Annotated in this window: 24 protein-coding genes; 2 read left to right on the top strand and 22 right to left on the bottom strand. The window is 40.3% G+C overall.

Going from position 1 to position 14,801, the window contains the following annotated elements; all coding sequences use genetic code 11:
- Positions 1 to 11 precede the first annotated feature (11 nt).
- From ND2E_RS00095 to ND2E_RS00175, 21 genes are all read right to left on the bottom strand, one after another.
- Complete coding sequence (locus ND2E_RS00095) at positions 12 to 305, bottom strand: VpaChn25_0724 family phage protein (protein ID WP_033096056.1); 294 nt, start codon at positions 303 to 305, stop codon at positions 12 to 14.
- A gap of 10 nt (positions 306 to 315) precedes the next feature.
- Positions 316 to 630, bottom strand: coding sequence for a DUF2730 family protein (locus ND2E_RS00100; protein ID WP_033096055.1), 315 nt, complete (start codon positions 628 to 630; stop codon positions 316 to 318).
- Positions 630 to 872, bottom strand: a complete 243-nt coding sequence (locus tag ND2E_RS0122125; protein WP_052057115.1) for a TraR/DksA C4-type zinc finger protein — start codon at positions 870 to 872, stop codon at positions 630 to 632. Before ND2E_RS0122125 ends, ND2E_RS00100 begins: the two co-directional genes overlap by 1 nt.
- Before the next feature lie 2 nt (positions 873 to 874).
- A complete protein-coding gene (locus ND2E_RS00105; protein WP_033096054.1) occupies positions 875 to 1,429 on the bottom strand; it encodes a hypothetical protein in 555 nt (184 codons plus the stop codon).
- Positions 1,430 to 1,431: 2 nt separating this feature from the next.
- The gene (locus ND2E_RS00110) at positions 1,432 to 1,710 is read right to left on the bottom strand and encodes a hypothetical protein (protein WP_033096053.1); all 279 of its coding nucleotides are present in this window, start codon (positions 1,708 to 1,710) and stop codon (positions 1,432 to 1,434) included.
- Positions 1,694 to 2,266: a glycoside hydrolase family 108 protein gene (locus ND2E_RS00115; RefSeq protein WP_052057113.1), complete on the bottom strand. Its 573-nt coding sequence runs from the start codon at positions 2,264 to 2,266 to the stop codon at positions 1,694 to 1,696. Before ND2E_RS00115 ends, ND2E_RS00110 begins: the two co-directional genes overlap by 17 nt.
- Positions 2,267 to 2,417: 151 nt before the next feature.
- Positions 2,418 to 2,789, bottom strand: a complete 372-nt coding sequence (locus ND2E_RS00120; protein WP_033096052.1) for a hypothetical protein — start codon at positions 2,787 to 2,789, stop codon at positions 2,418 to 2,420.
- 2 nt (positions 2,790 to 2,791) lie between these two features.
- Positions 2,792 to 3,061, bottom strand: a complete 270-nt coding sequence (locus ND2E_RS00125) for a hypothetical protein (RefSeq protein WP_033096051.1) — start codon at positions 3,059 to 3,061, stop codon at positions 2,792 to 2,794.
- Between the two features lie 378 nt (positions 3,062 to 3,439).
- Positions 3,440 to 3,829, bottom strand: a complete 390-nt coding sequence (locus tag ND2E_RS00130; RefSeq protein WP_033096050.1) for a hypothetical protein — start codon at positions 3,827 to 3,829, stop codon at positions 3,440 to 3,442.
- A 144-nt stretch (positions 3,830 to 3,973) separates the two neighbouring features.
- Entirely contained in the window at positions 3,974 to 4,396 is a 423-nt protein-coding gene (locus ND2E_RS0122120; protein ID WP_052057110.1) for a Mor transcription activator family protein, read from the bottom strand.
- Positions 4,393 to 4,899, bottom strand: coding sequence for a hypothetical protein (locus ND2E_RS00135; protein ID WP_033096049.1), 507 nt, complete (start codon positions 4,897 to 4,899; stop codon positions 4,393 to 4,395). The genes ND2E_RS0122120 and ND2E_RS00135 overlap by 4 nt, the downstream gene beginning before the upstream one ends.
- Entirely contained in the window at positions 4,896 to 5,504 is a 609-nt protein-coding gene (locus ND2E_RS00140; RefSeq protein ID WP_033096048.1) for a gp16 family protein, read from the bottom strand. Before ND2E_RS00140 ends, ND2E_RS00135 begins: the two co-directional genes overlap by 4 nt.
- An 81-nt stretch (positions 5,505 to 5,585) precedes the next feature.
- Complete coding sequence (locus tag ND2E_RS23240; protein WP_190277878.1) at positions 5,586 to 5,750, bottom strand: PA3496 family putative envelope integrity protein; 165 nt, start codon at positions 5,748 to 5,750, stop codon at positions 5,586 to 5,588.
- Positions 5,747 to 5,968 carry a hypothetical protein gene (locus ND2E_RS00145; RefSeq protein ID WP_033096047.1) on the bottom strand — a complete coding sequence of 74 codons (222 nt, stop codon included), beginning with the start codon at positions 5,966 to 5,968 and terminating at the stop codon, positions 5,747 to 5,749. The genes ND2E_RS23240 and ND2E_RS00145 overlap by 4 nt, the downstream gene beginning before the upstream one ends.
- A gap of 9 nt (positions 5,969 to 5,977) precedes the next feature.
- Positions 5,978 to 6,622, bottom strand: coding sequence for a DUF3164 family protein (locus ND2E_RS00150; RefSeq protein ID WP_033096046.1), 645 nt, complete (start codon positions 6,620 to 6,622; stop codon positions 5,978 to 5,980).
- A gap of 22 nt (positions 6,623 to 6,644) precedes the next feature.
- Positions 6,645 to 6,911: a hypothetical protein gene (locus ND2E_RS00155; RefSeq protein WP_033096045.1), complete on the bottom strand. Its 267-nt coding sequence runs from the start codon at positions 6,909 to 6,911 to the stop codon at positions 6,645 to 6,647.
- A 12-nt stretch (positions 6,912 to 6,923) separates the two neighbouring features.
- Complete coding sequence (locus tag ND2E_RS23235) at positions 6,924 to 7,442, bottom strand: helix-turn-helix domain-containing protein (RefSeq protein ID WP_190277877.1); 519 nt, start codon at positions 7,440 to 7,442, stop codon at positions 6,924 to 6,926.
- Positions 7,420 to 8,046 (bottom strand): hypothetical protein, encoded by a 627-nt coding sequence (locus ND2E_RS00160; protein WP_033096044.1) that lies wholly within the window; start codon positions 8,044 to 8,046, stop codon positions 7,420 to 7,422. The genes ND2E_RS23235 and ND2E_RS00160 overlap by 23 nt, the downstream gene beginning before the upstream one ends.
- A gap of 10 nt (positions 8,047 to 8,056) precedes the next feature.
- Complete coding sequence (locus tag ND2E_RS00165; protein WP_033096043.1) at positions 8,057 to 8,761, bottom strand: AAA family ATPase; 705 nt, start codon at positions 8,759 to 8,761, stop codon at positions 8,057 to 8,059.
- 100 nt (positions 8,762 to 8,861) lie between these two features.
- Complete coding sequence (locus ND2E_RS00170) at positions 8,862 to 11,099, bottom strand: DDE-type integrase/transposase/recombinase (RefSeq protein WP_033096042.1); 2,238 nt, start codon at positions 11,097 to 11,099, stop codon at positions 8,862 to 8,864.
- Positions 11,092 to 11,322 (bottom strand): helix-turn-helix domain-containing protein, encoded by a 231-nt coding sequence (locus ND2E_RS00175; protein WP_033096041.1) that lies wholly within the window; start codon positions 11,320 to 11,322, stop codon positions 11,092 to 11,094. The genes ND2E_RS00170 and ND2E_RS00175 overlap by 8 nt, the downstream gene beginning before the upstream one ends.
- A 222-nt stretch (positions 11,323 to 11,544) precedes the next feature.
- Between ND2E_RS00175 and ND2E_RS00180 the strand changes: the two genes are divergently transcribed.
- Positions 11,545 to 12,297 (top strand): LexA family transcriptional regulator, encoded by a 753-nt coding sequence (locus ND2E_RS00180; protein ID WP_052057109.1) that lies wholly within the window; start codon positions 11,545 to 11,547, stop codon positions 12,295 to 12,297.
- Positions 12,298 to 12,518: 221 nt separating this feature from the next.
- Here ND2E_RS00180 and ND2E_RS00185 read toward each other — a convergent pair whose 3' ends face one another.
- Positions 12,519 to 13,406 carry a LysR family transcriptional regulator gene (locus ND2E_RS00185; protein ID WP_033096040.1) on the bottom strand — a complete coding sequence of 296 codons (888 nt, stop codon included), beginning with the start codon at positions 13,404 to 13,406 and terminating at the stop codon, positions 12,519 to 12,521.
- A gap of 113 nt (positions 13,407 to 13,519) precedes the next feature.
- Between ND2E_RS00185 and ND2E_RS00190 the strand changes: the two genes are divergently transcribed.
- Positions 13,520 to 14,749, top strand: a complete 1,230-nt coding sequence (locus ND2E_RS00190) for an MFS transporter (RefSeq protein WP_033096076.1) — start codon at positions 13,520 to 13,522, stop codon at positions 14,747 to 14,749.
- Positions 14,750 to 14,801 lie beyond the last annotated feature (52 nt).

Below are 14,801 nucleotides of genomic sequence, written 5' to 3'. Positions count from 1 at the left end.
ATTTAGCCCTTTTATTTAGCGCGTGGCTTTTTCACACCTGGGCACGTAGCAACACCTTCGGCGACATCTTGGCCACGGCCTGACAAGGTTGCCATAGTGTAAATACCATTCGTTTCTAACGACACTAGCCCTTGCTCTTTTAACCAAGCTAAATGACTTAATACCCGATCATTACTCATGGTATGGCCGTAAGCAGCACAGGCACTTTGCAGCATAGAGTCATTAGTTTGATAGCCATTCATTGCGCCAAGCGCTAATAAAATAGAAAGCCGCTGGTGTTCACTCATTACTTTATCTATCGCCATTTTATTTTCCTTAACCTTTACCTTTAAGTTCGTTTTCTAACAACATATCGGATAAATTTTTAACCGAGATAAGCCCTGGTTCTATTCGCTTAATGTCGCCGCTGAGTTGCTCAATCCTTAACTCTAATTTATGAGTTAAATCTTTATCTGGCAGGTTCTCCACAGCTACATCTAATAAGTCGATACGTTTGTCTAAGCTCACTATGCTTTCATTAACGGCATCTTTTTTGGCAAAGGTTTTACTCATTGCCCAAACAACAAGAATAAAAGCGCCATTAATAATTAAAGCGAGTAACTTCCAATACTCTAAAAACCAAGCCACCATCAACACCGCCTCCGCTGGTTAAAATTTTTCTGCTGATGTTCATGCAAGTGCTGACAATCAACACAGCGCACTGCATCAGCGTGAGCTATTAAGCGTTTAGTACTCAATTCAATATCACAAACTAAGCAATAACGATGGCCGTTAAACTCCTGCGGCTGCTCTGCAACTGGCTTAGCTGCTGCTAATGCTTGTTCTCGGTGGTTTTGTTCTAGTTCGCATGCTCTATCTACTGCGTCACTCATGCTTATATGCTCCGTTTATTTACTGCTAACTGGTTATTTTCGTCTTTGTTTTTACTGCCCATACTTGAACCGAAATAAAAACCAGTTACACAATTGCGTTCATCAAATAAAGATTTAATGGTCATGCCCAGTAGGTTAGAGACTATGGCTAAAATGGCGCTAAAATCTTTTAAAAAGAACATTGCCAGTACATTGGCAATCAGCAAAATAAAGATATAAGGCAGGTTAAATTTCATAATGCCATCAGCTATTTTGTCGGCTTGCTCTGGGTGTTGGTTGTGCATCGCTCTAGCATCTTTACGGTCAAGGTACGGTGCCATATCAATGGCATGTTCGTTGGCCATTAAGGTTTTTTTTAATTGAGCCGCTAATTCTGGATTAGCATTTAATGCAGCCATTGCCTTTTCAGGATCACTTTCACCTGTTTTAGCCGTAGTAAAATCAAGTACTTTATTGGCAACACTGGCAGCAGTTGAATCACTGCCCGATAATTTATTTTTAATCCAACCAGTGAGGCCAACAGCCTCAGCAATACCTAATGCGGCGATGATAGACATAGTTAGTTTCCTTGCTTTATTTGTGGGTGTAGCTGTCGAGCTGTTTCGGGTAGTAACTTGGCTTGTCCTGCTTTGACTTTTTTAACGGCTACATCAATATCGATAGCCGTGACACTATCCCAACCTCGCCTATGTTGACTTGCATGCTCTGGACGCAAGTAAACACAGCTGTAATTGACGGCTAGGTCTTGTAATTGATTAAAGACTTCAGCCCTCAGCCGTGCTTGGCGACCTTCAACGTAGCGTTTACGGGCTTTGGGGGAATTAAAGGCGCGCATCATGAGCAGCCCCTTTAGTCATTAACCATTGGCTAGTCTTGAGCACGGTAAACACACGATTGAGCCAACCGATTAAAAAAATGATTTGCGAGGGGTCTTTCTTTACTAATTCACTGTAGCGTTGAGCGCGACATTGAGCGTATTGGGTAAGTAACGTATGGCTATGACAAGCCTTAACTGCGGCAATGGTTTGACTACCAACAATACCGTCTTGAGCAACGTCTGCCTGCATTTGCAGCGTTTTACGGGCAAAGTTACCCCCTTGATTAACGGCAGTATCAAATACCATAGTCGCTATGGCAGACGGCATTAAGTGGCATTTATTTTTAAACCAATAATCCCAATAATAAATATTAGCTGCGTTATCAGCAGTAAGGCTTTTTATATCAAGGTGCGGATACCAGCGTTTAGAGATACCAAAATTGGTTTCCCCACCAAGGTCATTTGGGTTATTAACATAGCCACCCTCTGCAGCAAGTACATGCAAAATAGCTTGCAAAGCGACGGGCGGTATATTTGTGCTAGCGCTGAGGCTAGTTGAATTGTTTTTTATGTTCATGCCGCCAGTATGGCGGCATGGTCATGAAGTTCAGGATTCAGCTATCTTAATGCTTTCATTAATGCTGCTGAATGAATTGTTGAGTATAAATATGATAGCCAATTTAAAAGAGTTGGTAAATTTTGGCAATAAAAAAGCCTCCTAAGGAGCTTTAATTAGGCTTTTTTTTCGTGGGGGCCTGCACCGTTGGAGCTTTAGCATCATTATGCTCCATATACTCATGAATTTTCCCCAGCTTCCCATCCACCATAAACCAAATAACCGCAGCAGCAGTTACAACAATTGCACTGGCTATTTTTAATGTTGTTGAGTTTTTTTGAATTCGTTCATCTTGTTTGTCAAGCTTACCTTCAATACGCTCAAGAGTAGAGCATATATGGCTAACATCCGTTTCAATTGCTGCGGTTCTTCCGCTAAGCTCATTCTGATTCTGAATAACCCATTGCAAATGAGTACTTTCGCTCGCGCCGCTATGGGGAGTTGTTACTTGTGGTGGTTGATGGTTGTTATTCCTTCTAGGCATTATTACAATCCCTTACTCGAAATCCAATTCCAGACATCATTGGAGTGAATTCCCCAGTATGCATCAAATGGAATAATTAAGTATGTTTCTTTATTATTCCCTTCACCAAAAATTTTATTATGAATTGTTTGAGGCATACCCTTCTGCTCCTCATAAACAAGCCAAGATGCACTAGCTATTTTTATATGATTATTTTCTGGATAACAATCCGCAATTAATTTCTCTATCCGTGAGTTGTTTGGTTCTTTTGCTATCACTGCAAATAATGGCATGATACACCTTAAATTATAAAAACAAAAACACCTACATTTTGTACTCAAAATAGTAGGTGTTCCATTCAACCTAACTATTGTAGTTAACAATACAGGTTAATAAATATAGCTTAAGTATATTGCATTAATAAGGATGAATTCAACTTTAATGCGGGATTTAGGTGGGATTTTTACACTTTTGAAACAAAAGCCTAGGTAATAACACCCTTTAAAATTAGATTGTTCGCTAACTTGAAGCTACTATTAGCCCACCCAAAACAACCATCACAGAGCAGACTATAACGCCAATATCGACACCTCCAAGCGTATAAGCTATATTCGTAACGCCAACAGTGATCATGGCTCCTGCTACTATTCGTTTTTTATCATAGCTATCCATTAGTTCTCCCCTTCAATATTATCTCTAACCGACGCCGCCATACTCACCAACGGCAAACCATGAATATAACTACAATCAAATTGCCCTTTAAAAACAGCATTACAGCCATTTGGTAAAGGTAAATTACAACTGGTACATGTACCAATGGCGGCTTGGTCATGCTTAATACGATCGCCATCAATGCGCATCAGTGTCATTAAATACTCACTGATGCTGTCAAAGCCTCGTATTAACGCTTGATCATTAAGTTGCTGTTGTTCAGTAGCGCTAGCACTTACCTCGAAGGCTTGTACTGTTAACTCCGCCTTTTTAGCGCGCTGTTTTTGCTTGCGTAAACGTGCTTGTTCTCGTACTCTTGCTTTCTCAGCTTCTGTCAGTTCTTTTTTCATCGTGACACCTTTTTAAGTATTCTTTTTTTGCGTGACCGTCACGCGCAGCCTTAGCCATTAGCTTTTTAAAACCCACTCGATGAAACCACCGCCAATATTTCTTATGGTTCTTCTTTAGTGGTGCTTTGCAGTGTTTCGGAGTGATCAAAACAACTTTCCTTGTTTTTTATCAATAAACAATTGCCTTTGCTCTGCACATATTTGATAAACCGATTGCTGAGTTAAATTGTATTTTTTCATCAAGGCTCTGTGGTTATGGCCGTTAAAGTCGTGATACAAGTTAGCATCACGCAAGGCTTTTTTAAGTTTATCGTTACGTGGTAAGTACACCATACCACCACCTAAAAAGTGGCTTTGACGTATAATCAAACGTTTGGCAATGCGCCAAGCCTCGTTATGTTCAAAACCATCTTCTTTTAACTCGGCTACATTTACTGCTATTAAATCAGCCAACATTTTAGGCCAGGCCCTATCGTCATTGGCTAAACCATCGCTATGTGCCAATAAGTCATTGAGGTTATCGTCATTGCCAAGTAAGTCAGGATCTAATAATTCTTGTTGGCTCATACTGTTTCCCCTTGATTAGATTGCCTAAACTTCGCTAATTGTTCCTGGCGAAGACGGTCATTCTCCGCATCACTTAACTGGTGGTAATGCTTAACTTGAGCATTTCCCATATCGCTTGCTTTTTTAGCGCCATTTATTGGGTGATTAAACTGCTCTTTAAGCCCCGTTAAAACCTGCTTTAAATAGTTGTGATTGGTTAACGGCTTTACCGTTTCACCGCTTTGTCGTTTACTGTGAATATTTCGCACGGTGGCATCACAGCCAGCGGCTAACAATTGTAAATTAGCAGTTAAGTCTAATGCTTCGCTAAGTAGCTTTAACGCTCGGCCATTGTTTAAGTCACTTTTAGCCGGACGAAATAGACCGACATACTGCAAAACACTACTGCCCGTTTTGCTGTTCAACTTAGCCAGTGTGGCCATTAATTCTCTACCTGCTTCATCCTGAACCATGGCATCAAGGTGCACAGCTGCGTGGCACGTTGGACATCTGCCTAATTTCATAAGTCTTTACTCACTCCTGTGGCTTCATCGAAAATAAAACAAAGGTTTTGATAACTTTCTTGCTTAGGTGCTTTACCTGAAAGTAAAGCCGTACAATGGCTTAGTGAGTTAAAGCGTTCATGAAGGCGCAGCGCTTGCCATTTTTCCTCAAGCCATTTAATTAACTCACGCTTGTGCCAATTTTTAATGATTTCTAAAACCTTATAAGCTTGTTGACCATTTAAAAATTGACAATGAAAACTAATATTTTCACCTAACGTTTTTCGGTTAAGCATGCGGCTAATGTAATTATCAAGTGCTTGCTCTGAGCCATCACGAACAAAGCCTTGTTGATGCATGGTTATCCAAATAGCACGAATTCTTCCGCTTTCAGGCGATACACTACGGCTACTTTTTGGTGCTATACGCTTATTGGTGCTGCCCTTTTTTTTCACTTTAAAGCCGATAGTTTTAAAGTGTTCAAGCACCAGCTCTAGTTCTTTAATACTCATTTTACTGCAGCTACTTTTTCTGGTTAATTCGGTTAAAATATTACGATAAATGTCTTCATCAAGGTTCAGCTCTCGCTTAGCTACATGGACCAGTTGTATTAATCGGTTACGCATTTTTGTCTCATGAAATAGTTAATAAGTGATACCTAAAAAGCCGCAATTAAGCGGCTTATTGGTTGAGTTGATAGTGGTTATTTAGAAAGCAAAATCAGCATCAAGGCGCTTTTGCTCCTCTAACGCTTCAATACGTCTGCGTCTTGCTACTGCTGCCATATCTGATCTATCGCGAGTCACCTTGTGGGTTTTCTTAGCAAATATCATGGTAATTGATTGTTTTTGCTCGTCGGTTGGTTTACTCATGCTGCCGCCTCATTTGCATTTTCAAAGCCGTTGGCTTGCTCAAATTCAGTTAAAGACTCCACCATTAAACTTGTCTGACCTTCACTACCTATTATCCAAAGCAAAGCAGCAATAACGCCATCTTCAAAAGTGGCGTCTTCACACATTACCGTGCCATGCTTTTCTTGGGCTGTAGTAGCGGCCCCTATTTCTTCTATAATTTCTATACTGCTTCTCATGCTGTCTCCTTAGGCGCTGGCAATGTCTAAACTAATTTGTGCCATGGCATCTTTAGCATTACGTTGATACAAACGCAGATACGTTTTAGAGCCAGTAATAGAGATTGAATCTGCAATCGCCTCCATGGCTTTTAACCACTGTTCATCTTCAATATCTAAACGGCGTAAACCTAAAATACGGGTAACAGAGATATTGCCCTCTTTATCCGTTTGAAAGGCATGCTCAACTAATGCCTTAATGTTGTCATTACCGCCTTGTGTCCACTCATGAATGCAACTATCAATGAGGGATTTAGCAACGATTAAACGCTCATCAAAGGTGATGTTTTCATTAATGTTACGCTTAACCATTAGGTTGCCATCAAAGCTAACTAAACTGGCATTACCTTTTTTACCGCCAATTTGTTGGCCGTAGGTTTGTGCGCTAAGGTCAATAAAGTCTTGTACTCTCATTAAGGCTTTTACTTTGAACTGCTGCAGCTGCTTGGAGATATCTTCAGCCTCGCTGGTTAACTCTTTTACCAATTCATCACGAAGCAAATCAATCGCTTCAATTTTAGATTCAGGTACCAAATGGCCTGCGGCATTGGTTCGATAGCCTGTTGGCTCTACGGGTGTTGTACTTACTGCTTTTTCTACTACTTGTTCGGTCATCGTAATTATTCCTATGCTTTCGCTATTGCTTCCAAAAAATGATGCAACCGTTATGGGTGCTAAAATTAATGTCTTCTCGTATGCCATTTTTAGTGCCACGTATAACTAACGTTTCACCGGTGATTTTTTTCGGTGATTGAATTTCAATACGCGGCTTTTGCCTTGCCATTTCTACGTTTAATACCGTCACACCGTTATTAATTAACTCGCTAATGGCGCGCTGTGCCTTGTTCATTTGCTTGATGATCAAGTTGTTTTGTTGGTTGTGCTGTTGTTTGGTTTTAATCATTGTTTAGTTACCCTAGTGCTGTACTAACTTGTTATATTGTTTAGCTAAACGAGTTAGCTCTTGTTCTAGCAGCTCAATCAGCTGAGTGTGGCTAGTAGCATTTTTTTTAATGCCTGCTAACGTTTCTTGCACACCATAAAATTCAGCGACAACAAGCGGTTGAGTTTGGCTATCATTAATCACTTTAATTTGAATTTGATGATTCATGGTTTGCTCTAGCTGCGAATGAGGACAACCACTACGGCAAGCTTTATGTAACATCACGCGCTGTGGATTAGTTGCTGCAAAATCACGCGCTTGGTGAAATAAACATTTATGCTTTTCAATATCACCCAGTACGGGACAAATAACGCTGTATTGCATAAAAGCGCCTTTAACTAACTGTTCAATGCGACTTAAATCACCTGGATATTTTCCCTTTAGCACCTGATTAATCAGTGCTGCTGATACATGCAATTTATCAGCAACTTTCTTTTGTGAAGTACGCAGGCATTGCTCTGCCAATTCTTCAAGCCAGCTTTTGTTTTCCATGCTGTGGCTCCTTTTGTAGTGATCCATTTAAGCTAGTACCCTGTAAACATTGGTAGCTATGCTGCTTTTGCGTATTTTGATCAAACACACCTTCATCACTGGTTATTGGATAAAGAGGACCACTGTTATGAAGTAAGCGAAATACAGCAACACTGTGCTCGCAACCGCGACTATCCTTTTGAATACAGCGAATAAAATTGGCTAGCATCAATTTGCGGATATAACGTGAAGAGGTGCATGTAGCCACTTCGGCACCAGCGGATACATCTCCGATAGTGAAAACACCCAATACACGCATAGTGTTCCAACATTTTTGCTTAGCTGAGTTTTTACGCCCTTTGGTATAACGGTGACCTTTGATGTTGCCAGTTCCAAAACGCATAGGAGATGGATCAATCAACTCATATTCATGACCTGCAGCGCCCTTACCCTTATATGTTTTTTTAAGACGTTTTTTTTCAATTAAAAAAAGCGTCAATTGGTAAGCGATGTGGTGTGGAATACCCACAGCAATTCTTAACTGTCTATTGGTGAAAGTAGATTGAGTTACAATCCAATCCCAGGCCAGCTTGCGCTGGCTATTTTTTTTATTCTTACTACTCATTTTCTTAACCCTAAAGAACAGCGTGGTCAGTTCCGTACTCAGCAACATCAATGTGCTTTATGCCATCCACTTTGGCTTTACGTTCGATATTTTCAAGAGCAATAGCCCCTAAGCGGTAGTTACCATGGGTTTCGTTAATCACTTTGCGTAACAATGAGTCACCTACGGTTATGCCGTGTTCAAATAACTCTTTCACCATGATTTGCATATCTTCTAAATCGGCGGGTTGAAACTCATATCGCTGACTAATACGGCTATCTAGCTGGGGTAGCTTGCTAATTTTCCGTGCGATTTTATCCATCCCCACTAAGATGATGGCAATACCTGTCATGTCGTGAATATCGCGCAGGGTTTCAAGTAATTCAGGCTTGTCCATGTAGTAGTCAGCTTCATCAATGAACAGTACACGCGGTTGGTCGTATAAGGCTTCAAGCACTTTTTCAAAACGTGCCATTTTGGCGCGAGGACGTTCACGAACGCTCAATTCTTTAAGTAAGCGATCTAAAAAAGTTGCGGCGCTATCAAGGGCGACAGCACGAATATAAACACCGTTATCCACTGAGTTTAATAACTTAATGGTGGCAAAGGTTTTGCCAAGCCCTGGGCGACCATCAATAAGGCCAAAACCTGGTACTGCTGGTGAGCGCTGCAACAAGCTTGTGAATATGCCTGTAGCTTGCGCAACATTTTTTGTATAAGCCGTGTGATATTTCATGTATATTTCCTTTTGCTTTAAGGTTTGCTTTTAAGTGACGATTAACTAACTAGTCCTTAGTTAATCGGTGTAAAGGTCAGTAGGTAATGCTTACTGGCCTTTATTTCTGCTCTTGTTGTTTTTCTTCATTTTCACCCACCATAAAGGCGGCTTGCTTAGCCCATTTGGGTTGTGCTTTTTTGTATTCTTCACGAATAACAATTTCCTCACCTGTAAGCTTGCGCTGCTTGGCTTGATTTAAGATCCAGATAAACTGTTCATAATCATTTTTAAAGCGCGGCTTAGCGTTAACGGCTATTTCCTTGGCTTTTTCTAGTTCTATTTGCTCTTGGCGTAAGGCTTGAAAATTCTCAGGGCTTAATGTGGGTTTAACAGGCGTTAAATCACTCGCAAATGAGGCTTGATGTAATAAGCCTGATTGAGCTGGCTCACTTGGTTGTGGCATAAATGCCATACTGCTATTTCGCTTTTTAGCGGCAGCAATAACATTACGTGCAGCATCACCAAGGTTTACGCTGTTTTTAGCTTTACGAAGAGCTGCTTTTTGTTCAGTTATCTTGGCATTTTGTTGGCGTTTAGCGGCAAGACCTAACTCAGCTAAACTAATTTTTTCATCCACTAATTCAGGGCATTTAACTTTACAAATAAACTCTAATTTAGCGCTGTTAAACACATATATTTCGCCAATATTGTCAGGATTCCAGCTACAAAATACGTCGCTACCAACCAATGCACCTAAATCAGCCGACACATAACTAAAGCCATTAACAGCAATACCGACATCTTTGGCAACCGTACGTTTACCTGCTGGGCTTGAGCCACTTGCAGGAATAGGAGAAAGCAACACATCTAAGGCGCGTTCGTTTTCAATGGTACGCAGAGTGGTACGTTGTGAATTCCAACGAACAATAGGCTTTTCTTTAGTGGTACCGTGAATATTATGGTTGTAGTAGTGCTCAATCCAGTCATCAATAATGATTTGCAATTCTTTGGCACTAAGCGAAATCTCAATATCTTTAGCACCCTTTTTCATTATTTGGTCGGCAAAACTAGCGCGAGATTGCAGTTTTTCTCTACTGGCAACATCATGCCCACCATAGCCAGGTAATAATTTGGCGATACCATGTGACCAGGTACCAAAAAAACGCTCTATTGACGGTTTGGCATCACCACTAAACGGTGGCGCTATCAATGTTTTTATACCGAGTGATTGAAATACTGAGGTAACACGCTTTGATTTATAATCTTTACCGTTATCAATTTTAACTGACTCTGGTACACCAAAAGCCAGCATGGCTTTGCGCATTAATAAACAAACCGCTTCGCTGTTTGAAGTTGGCTGCAAAATAACAATAGGACGACGGCTATAAATGTCGATAGCACCAATAATGGAGTAGCGACCGTCAGTTAAATGCACATCGGTCGGGGTAGAATCTAACTCCCACAATTGATTAATACGGATAACGTTGGCATTCGCTTTACCAAAAGCAGGCATATAACGGTTTTTAAAATCGTCGGGGTTGTTAAGCTTTGCTATTAATAATGGATGTTCAGCTTTGAAACGTTTTAACCACTCGCGCATTTTGCTAACACTAGGAACATCCCAGTTAAGGTTGTTAAGTTCACTATGAGCAATCAGTATTTCGCGTAAATGACTACCATTAATTTCAGGCTCGTTATAAATAAGCCCTTGCGCCATTTGCTGCATTTTTGGCTCGCGGTCTATTTTGCTTTTTTTATCTGCTTTATAACGACCACCAAGAGCGGCGGCTCCTTCTTCATTTAACAGCTTTTGCCAACGTCTAGGATAATTCCAACGAATATAAGCCACTACTTCATAGGTACTATGATCAAACCCTAATGCATGCTCGTTAAACTGCTCTGCAAATAAACGCTCACCTGCCACTTTTTGATTTTGGCGAATAAAAGGGATCAGGTAAGTATCATAAGCCGCCAAAATACATAATTTAACGTCAGCACGTAAACGCGCTTTACCCGTTAACTGCATTAACTCAGCAGCACCTTGCTGCTTTATTCTGTCCAGTTGCTTGGCATCAAGTGCTTTAGCCTCAACACGCTTTTGAGCTATGGCCTTGCCTGCTAAAAATTCAGGGGATGCTTGACTCGCCTCTACCACTGCCGCACTTTCAGCTTGGGCAGCTAAATATGCCTGAGTTTCTTGAGGTAAAGAGTCAATGTGGTATTCGTAACCCTTGCCAATTTGGCATTTTCGTTTTTGCCAAGCTTCCCTGTTCGCTAACTTTCTATTTCCTTGAACAGTTGAGTGAGTCCCAGAAAAGCTAGTTATCTCAGATAAATTGAACCATTCCTTAGTCATATGACCCTCCAATTAAATCAAAATCAATTGCTTTAGATAAGTCACTTAAAATCTGCTTAGATATTTTTCCCCATTTAGGCTTACACCCTGTGTCAGGCGCAAACAGCTGTATGCACTTTTGTACTGTTCTTGGATTGTAACCATTCAAAAGAGCCCAAGACCTACAGCTTAATCCTTGCCTAACTAGAGCTGCATGTATTTGATTTGCATTCTCTATTTTCATTATGATTCTCGCCCTGTAACACACTATGTGATAGTATTTTTATTTGTTCGCATTGCGTAAGTTAGTCACTCAAATGCAGACATCATATTTATACGCACTGCGTATGAATGTTACTTTATAGTTTCCATTCGAACGCGTCAAGTACATTTGTGATGTTTCTTTTTACATATATACGCAAAACAAAAGAATCTCACATAAAAACAATATAAAACAGTTGGTTACATGAAAAAGAAACAAGAAGAAGAAAAAAGTAACAATGTTTCCTTTCCTGACAATGAAAAAGAAACGTTCTCTATGCGATTGGAGCAAGCTATTGGAACCACAAGCATACGCATGTTTGCTAATGCTATTGATATTTCCGAAGGTGCACTTAGAAAGTACTTAAAAGGGATTTCATTACCACAAATAGACAAGGCCATGCTTATAGCGAAAGAGGCTGGTGTTTCTTTAAATTGGTTAATTACAGGTGAGGGATCCAAAGACACCGGTAATCAAAGCAAGCCTAAAAGTGATTTTTCATATGGGTGTGCAACAGTTTCTGTTGAAGAGTTTAATGAAGAATACGCCTTGATCCCCGGTTATCATATTTCAGTCAGCACAGGCCACGGCGCTTTAAATAATGAAGCTGAAGTAAAACGCCAATTAGCCTTTCGCAGTAAATGGCTAAGGTACAGAAAGCTTAACCCTAACGACCTGGCTGTTGTATTCGCTAAAGGTGATTCAATGGAGCCGACCATTAATAGTGGCAATACCATATTAGTAGACCTGTCCAATAAAAAGCTCACCGAAGGCTCCATTTACGTACTACGTCTTGGCGAAGACCTTTATGCTAAACGCCTACAGCAACGTTTTGATGGCTCTATAGAGTTAATTAGCGACAATAAAGAATACATCACACAAACAGTAAAGCCTGATGAATTAGAACAACTAGAAATTATCGGAAAAGTTGTTTGGATTGGTAAGGATCTATATTAATGGATTGTCTGCGACCACTTGAAAATACATTTCCTTTTTAAGTGGCCGCTTTTGTGAAAAACAGCAAAATTTTTTACAATTTACTTTTCTACTATTTAACTGTGATTAAATCCTTCTTAACCCACCATTAAAGGCTTCCGGTAAATTTCGGCAAATTTCAGATTATTCCGCTTTGTTTTACATTATTAAGGGGTGGTGACATCAACTCGCATGTGAGCAAGTTAATTGGCTTTAAACTCACTATTATATTCGTTAACAAATTCAAGGAATGCTCTATCTGCTAGCGACAAATAGCCGTTTTTCCGCCATGCCATAGCTATATTAAGGTGAACAGGTTGTTCAAATGGAATAGCAACAACGCCCTTTTCATGTTCAGTAACCAGTTCAAGTAAGGCTGATATTGAAAAGTCATGTCGTACTATGTTTAACATCATAGGCAACAAGTTCGTTTCAAAGGATATCTTCGGAGTGAATTGGTATTTTTCACAGATTTCATCAATAAATTCTCGATGAAAATATCCCGCTTTAAACATGACAAGATCTTCTTTAAAGAAGTCTTCAAATGTTATGCACGGCTGTGATGAAAGCGGATGTTGTGTGCTAACCACGGCCACCATTTGAGAAGTAACTAAGTGCTCAGTTTCTAGGCGCTGAGGCACATCTTCGTTATGTATAACGCCTAAATCTAATTCGTCATCTAACAGCATTTGGCGAATAGACTGTGTACCTGCTTCAATAATGGTGAGCTTCAAATTAGGGTATTTTCTTTTAAATGCCATTAATATCTCAGGAAAAAAGTATGAGCCGAGCATGCTAGGCACGCCAAGTTTTACTTCACCTTTTTCAAAGCCTTTTAATTCAGCCATAGCAATGTTGGCATCCTTTATTTGCTGAAGAATATGGCGAGCATGCTCAAGCAAAACCTCACCTTCATGGGTTAATGTCACTTTGCGCTCATTACGATGAAACAATGGCAGGTCTAATTGCTGCTCTAGCTTTTTGATAGCAACACTTAATGCCGGCTGTGCAATATGTAACTGTTCAGCAGCGCGAGTAAAATTCTCTGTTTCAACAAGTTTGACAAAGTATGTTAACAACCGTGTATTCATAGCTATAACCTTTAGTTATCGTAGTGATAGTTATTATATACTTTAATTATCAAATTAATATTGCTACTGTTTTATTTATTCAGCTAATCGTCCTACTTTCTGAGCGCGTCATCATGATTGAAATAAAAACCGCCGCTTATCGCCGTGCAAGCTTTGCGTTAGCGTTAGGCTCTTTCCTGGTATTTTGTAACTTGTACATGTTTCAGCCTATGCTGCCATTGATGGCTGAAAAGTTTAACGCCAGTGCTATTGAAATTAACTGGTTACTTGCATCATGTACATTTACCTTAGCGTTGACATTGGTGCCATGGGCTATCGGTTCAGAAATGTTTGGCCGTAGAAAGGTAATGATGCTGAGTTTGTTCTTATTGCCGTTTGCTGGCTTGGCAATGTTGCTAACCGATTCATTACTGATGTTAACCTTAGTGCGCGGCGTTATGGGCATCTCAATTGCAGGCTTTGCTGCCGTTGCTGTGGCCTACATGGCTGAAGAATTTACCCCGAAAGCGTTAATGCTTGCTGTGGGCAGTTATATTGGTGCCAACTCTTTAGGCGGTATCACCGGTCGTTTATACGGGGGCTTTATTACTGAATATTGGGGGTGGGAAATTGCTGTGGTTGGTATGGCTGTTGCTAGTTTTTTAGGTGCCGTCTTAGTGAGCAGCTTGTTACCTGAGCAGCAATACTTCACGCAAAAAAAAGGACAATTCCGTCATCTTAACAAACAGGTGATCGGTCATTTAAAACAGCGTAATTTATGGCTAGCTATGCTTATCGGCGGGATTAATTTCGCCCTATTCGTTAACCTCTACACAGTAATGGGATTTCGCCTTGTCGCACCGCCCTATTCTTTATCAATCAGCTTAGCATCAATGATATTTTTGTGTTATCTCAGCGGCACCATTACAGCAAAACTAAGTGGTCGATGGAGCCAAGTATACAGTCCGATCAAAGGCATGTTTCTAGGTACCACCGTCAGTGCCATTGGTATGTGGGTAGCAGCATATGATTCACTTTATACTATGCTAATTGCGCTATTACTTATCAGCTCTGGCGCTTTTTTCACTCACTCACTTGCCTATGCATGGGTGAGTCAAAAAGCCAAAACGGCTAAAGCAACAGCAACTGCATTATATCTTGTGCACTATTACGTTGGCGGTAGTCTGGGAGGCTTTTACTTAATTGCTTGTTGGCAATATGGTACATGGCATGGCGTACTTACAGGTGGCATGGTGCTATATGGTTTGATTTATCTGCTGTGTTGGCATTTGCAACGTTGTACCGTGCCTCAACTCAAAGAAGATGAAATAGCAGCATTAAAAGAAACACACCCTGTCATCTAATTATTCATAAAAAAGAGGATAACATTAAATGTTATTCTCTCTTTTATATATT

The sequence above is a fragment of the Colwellia psychrerythraea genome (assembly GCF_000764225.1).
In the GTDB taxonomy this organism is placed as follows: Bacteria; Pseudomonadota; Gammaproteobacteria; order Enterobacterales; family Alteromonadaceae; genus Colwellia; species Colwellia psychrerythraea_D.
The sequence above is the reverse complement of the archived record's forward strand: the minus strand, read 5'-3'. Positions and strand labels throughout refer to the sequence as shown.

Bases quoted from the DNA above. Each gene is read 5' to 3' on its own strand.
- ND2E_RS00095 (WP_033096056.1), bottom strand. From the start codon at position 305: ATGGCGATAGATAAAGTAATGAGTGAACACCAGCGGCTTTCTATTTTA.
- ND2E_RS00100 (WP_033096055.1), bottom strand. From the start codon at position 630: ATGGTGGCTTGGTTTTTAGAGTATTGGAAGTTACTCGCTTTAATTATT.
- ND2E_RS0122125 (WP_052057115.1), bottom strand. From the start codon at position 872: ATGAGTGACGCAGTAGATAGAGCATGCGAACTAGAACAAAACCACCGA.
- ND2E_RS00105 (WP_033096054.1), bottom strand. From the start codon at position 1,429: ATGTCTATCATCGCCGCATTAGGTATTGCTGAGGCTGTTGGCCTCACT.
- ND2E_RS00110 (WP_033096053.1), bottom strand. From the start codon at position 1,710: ATGATGCGCGCCTTTAATTCCCCCAAAGCCCGTAAACGCTACGTTGAA.
- ND2E_RS00115 (WP_052057113.1), bottom strand. From the start codon at position 2,266: ATGAACATAAAAAACAATTCAACTAGCCTCAGCGCTAGCACAAATATA.
- ND2E_RS00120 (WP_033096052.1), bottom strand. From the start codon at position 2,789: ATGCCTAGAAGGAATAACAACCATCAACCACCACAAGTAACAACTCCC.
- ND2E_RS00125 (WP_033096051.1), bottom strand. From the start codon at position 3,061: ATGCCATTATTTGCAGTGATAGCAAAAGAACCAAACAACTCACGGATA.
- ND2E_RS00130 (WP_033096050.1), bottom strand. From the start codon at position 3,829: ATGAAAAAAGAACTGACAGAAGCTGAGAAAGCAAGAGTACGAGAACAA.
- ND2E_RS0122120 (WP_052057110.1), bottom strand. From the start codon at position 4,396: ATGAGCCAACAAGAATTATTAGATCCTGACTTACTTGGCAATGACGAT.
- ND2E_RS00135 (WP_033096049.1), bottom strand. From the start codon at position 4,899: ATGAAATTAGGCAGATGTCCAACGTGCCACGCAGCTGTGCACCTTGAT.
- ND2E_RS00140 (WP_033096048.1), bottom strand. From the start codon at position 5,504: ATGCGTAACCGATTAATACAACTGGTCCATGTAGCTAAGCGAGAGCTG.
- ND2E_RS23240 (WP_190277878.1), bottom strand. From the start codon at position 5,750: ATGAGTAAACCAACCGACGAGCAAAAACAATCAATTACCATGATATTT.
- ND2E_RS00145 (WP_033096047.1), bottom strand. From the start codon at position 5,968: ATGAGAAGCAGTATAGAAATTATAGAAGAAATAGGGGCCGCTACTACA.
- ND2E_RS00150 (WP_033096046.1), bottom strand. From the start codon at position 6,622: ATGACCGAACAAGTAGTAGAAAAAGCAGTAAGTACAACACCCGTAGAG.
- ND2E_RS00155 (WP_033096045.1), bottom strand. From the start codon at position 6,911: ATGATTAAAACCAAACAACAGCACAACCAACAAAACAACTTGATCATC.
- ND2E_RS23235 (WP_190277877.1), bottom strand. From the start codon at position 7,442: ATGGAAAACAAAAGCTGGCTTGAAGAATTGGCAGAGCAATGCCTGCGT.
- ND2E_RS00160 (WP_033096044.1), bottom strand. From the start codon at position 8,046: ATGAGTAGTAAGAATAAAAAAAATAGCCAGCGCAAGCTGGCCTGGGAT.
- ND2E_RS00165 (WP_033096043.1), bottom strand. From the start codon at position 8,761: ATGAAATATCACACGGCTTATACAAAAAATGTTGCGCAAGCTACAGGC.
- ND2E_RS00170 (WP_033096042.1), bottom strand. From the start codon at position 11,099: ATGACTAAGGAATGGTTCAATTTATCTGAGATAACTAGCTTTTCTGGG.
- ND2E_RS00175 (WP_033096041.1), bottom strand. From the start codon at position 11,322: ATGAAAATAGAGAATGCAAATCAAATACATGCAGCTCTAGTTAGGCAA.
- ND2E_RS00180 (WP_052057109.1), top strand. From the start codon at position 11,545: ATGAAAAAGAAACAAGAAGAAGAAAAAAGTAACAATGTTTCCTTTCCT.
- ND2E_RS00185 (WP_033096040.1), bottom strand. From the start codon at position 13,406: ATGAATACACGGTTGTTAACATACTTTGTCAAACTTGTTGAAACAGAG.
- ND2E_RS00190 (WP_033096076.1), top strand. From the start codon at position 13,520: ATGATTGAAATAAAAACCGCCGCTTATCGCCGTGCAAGCTTTGCGTTA.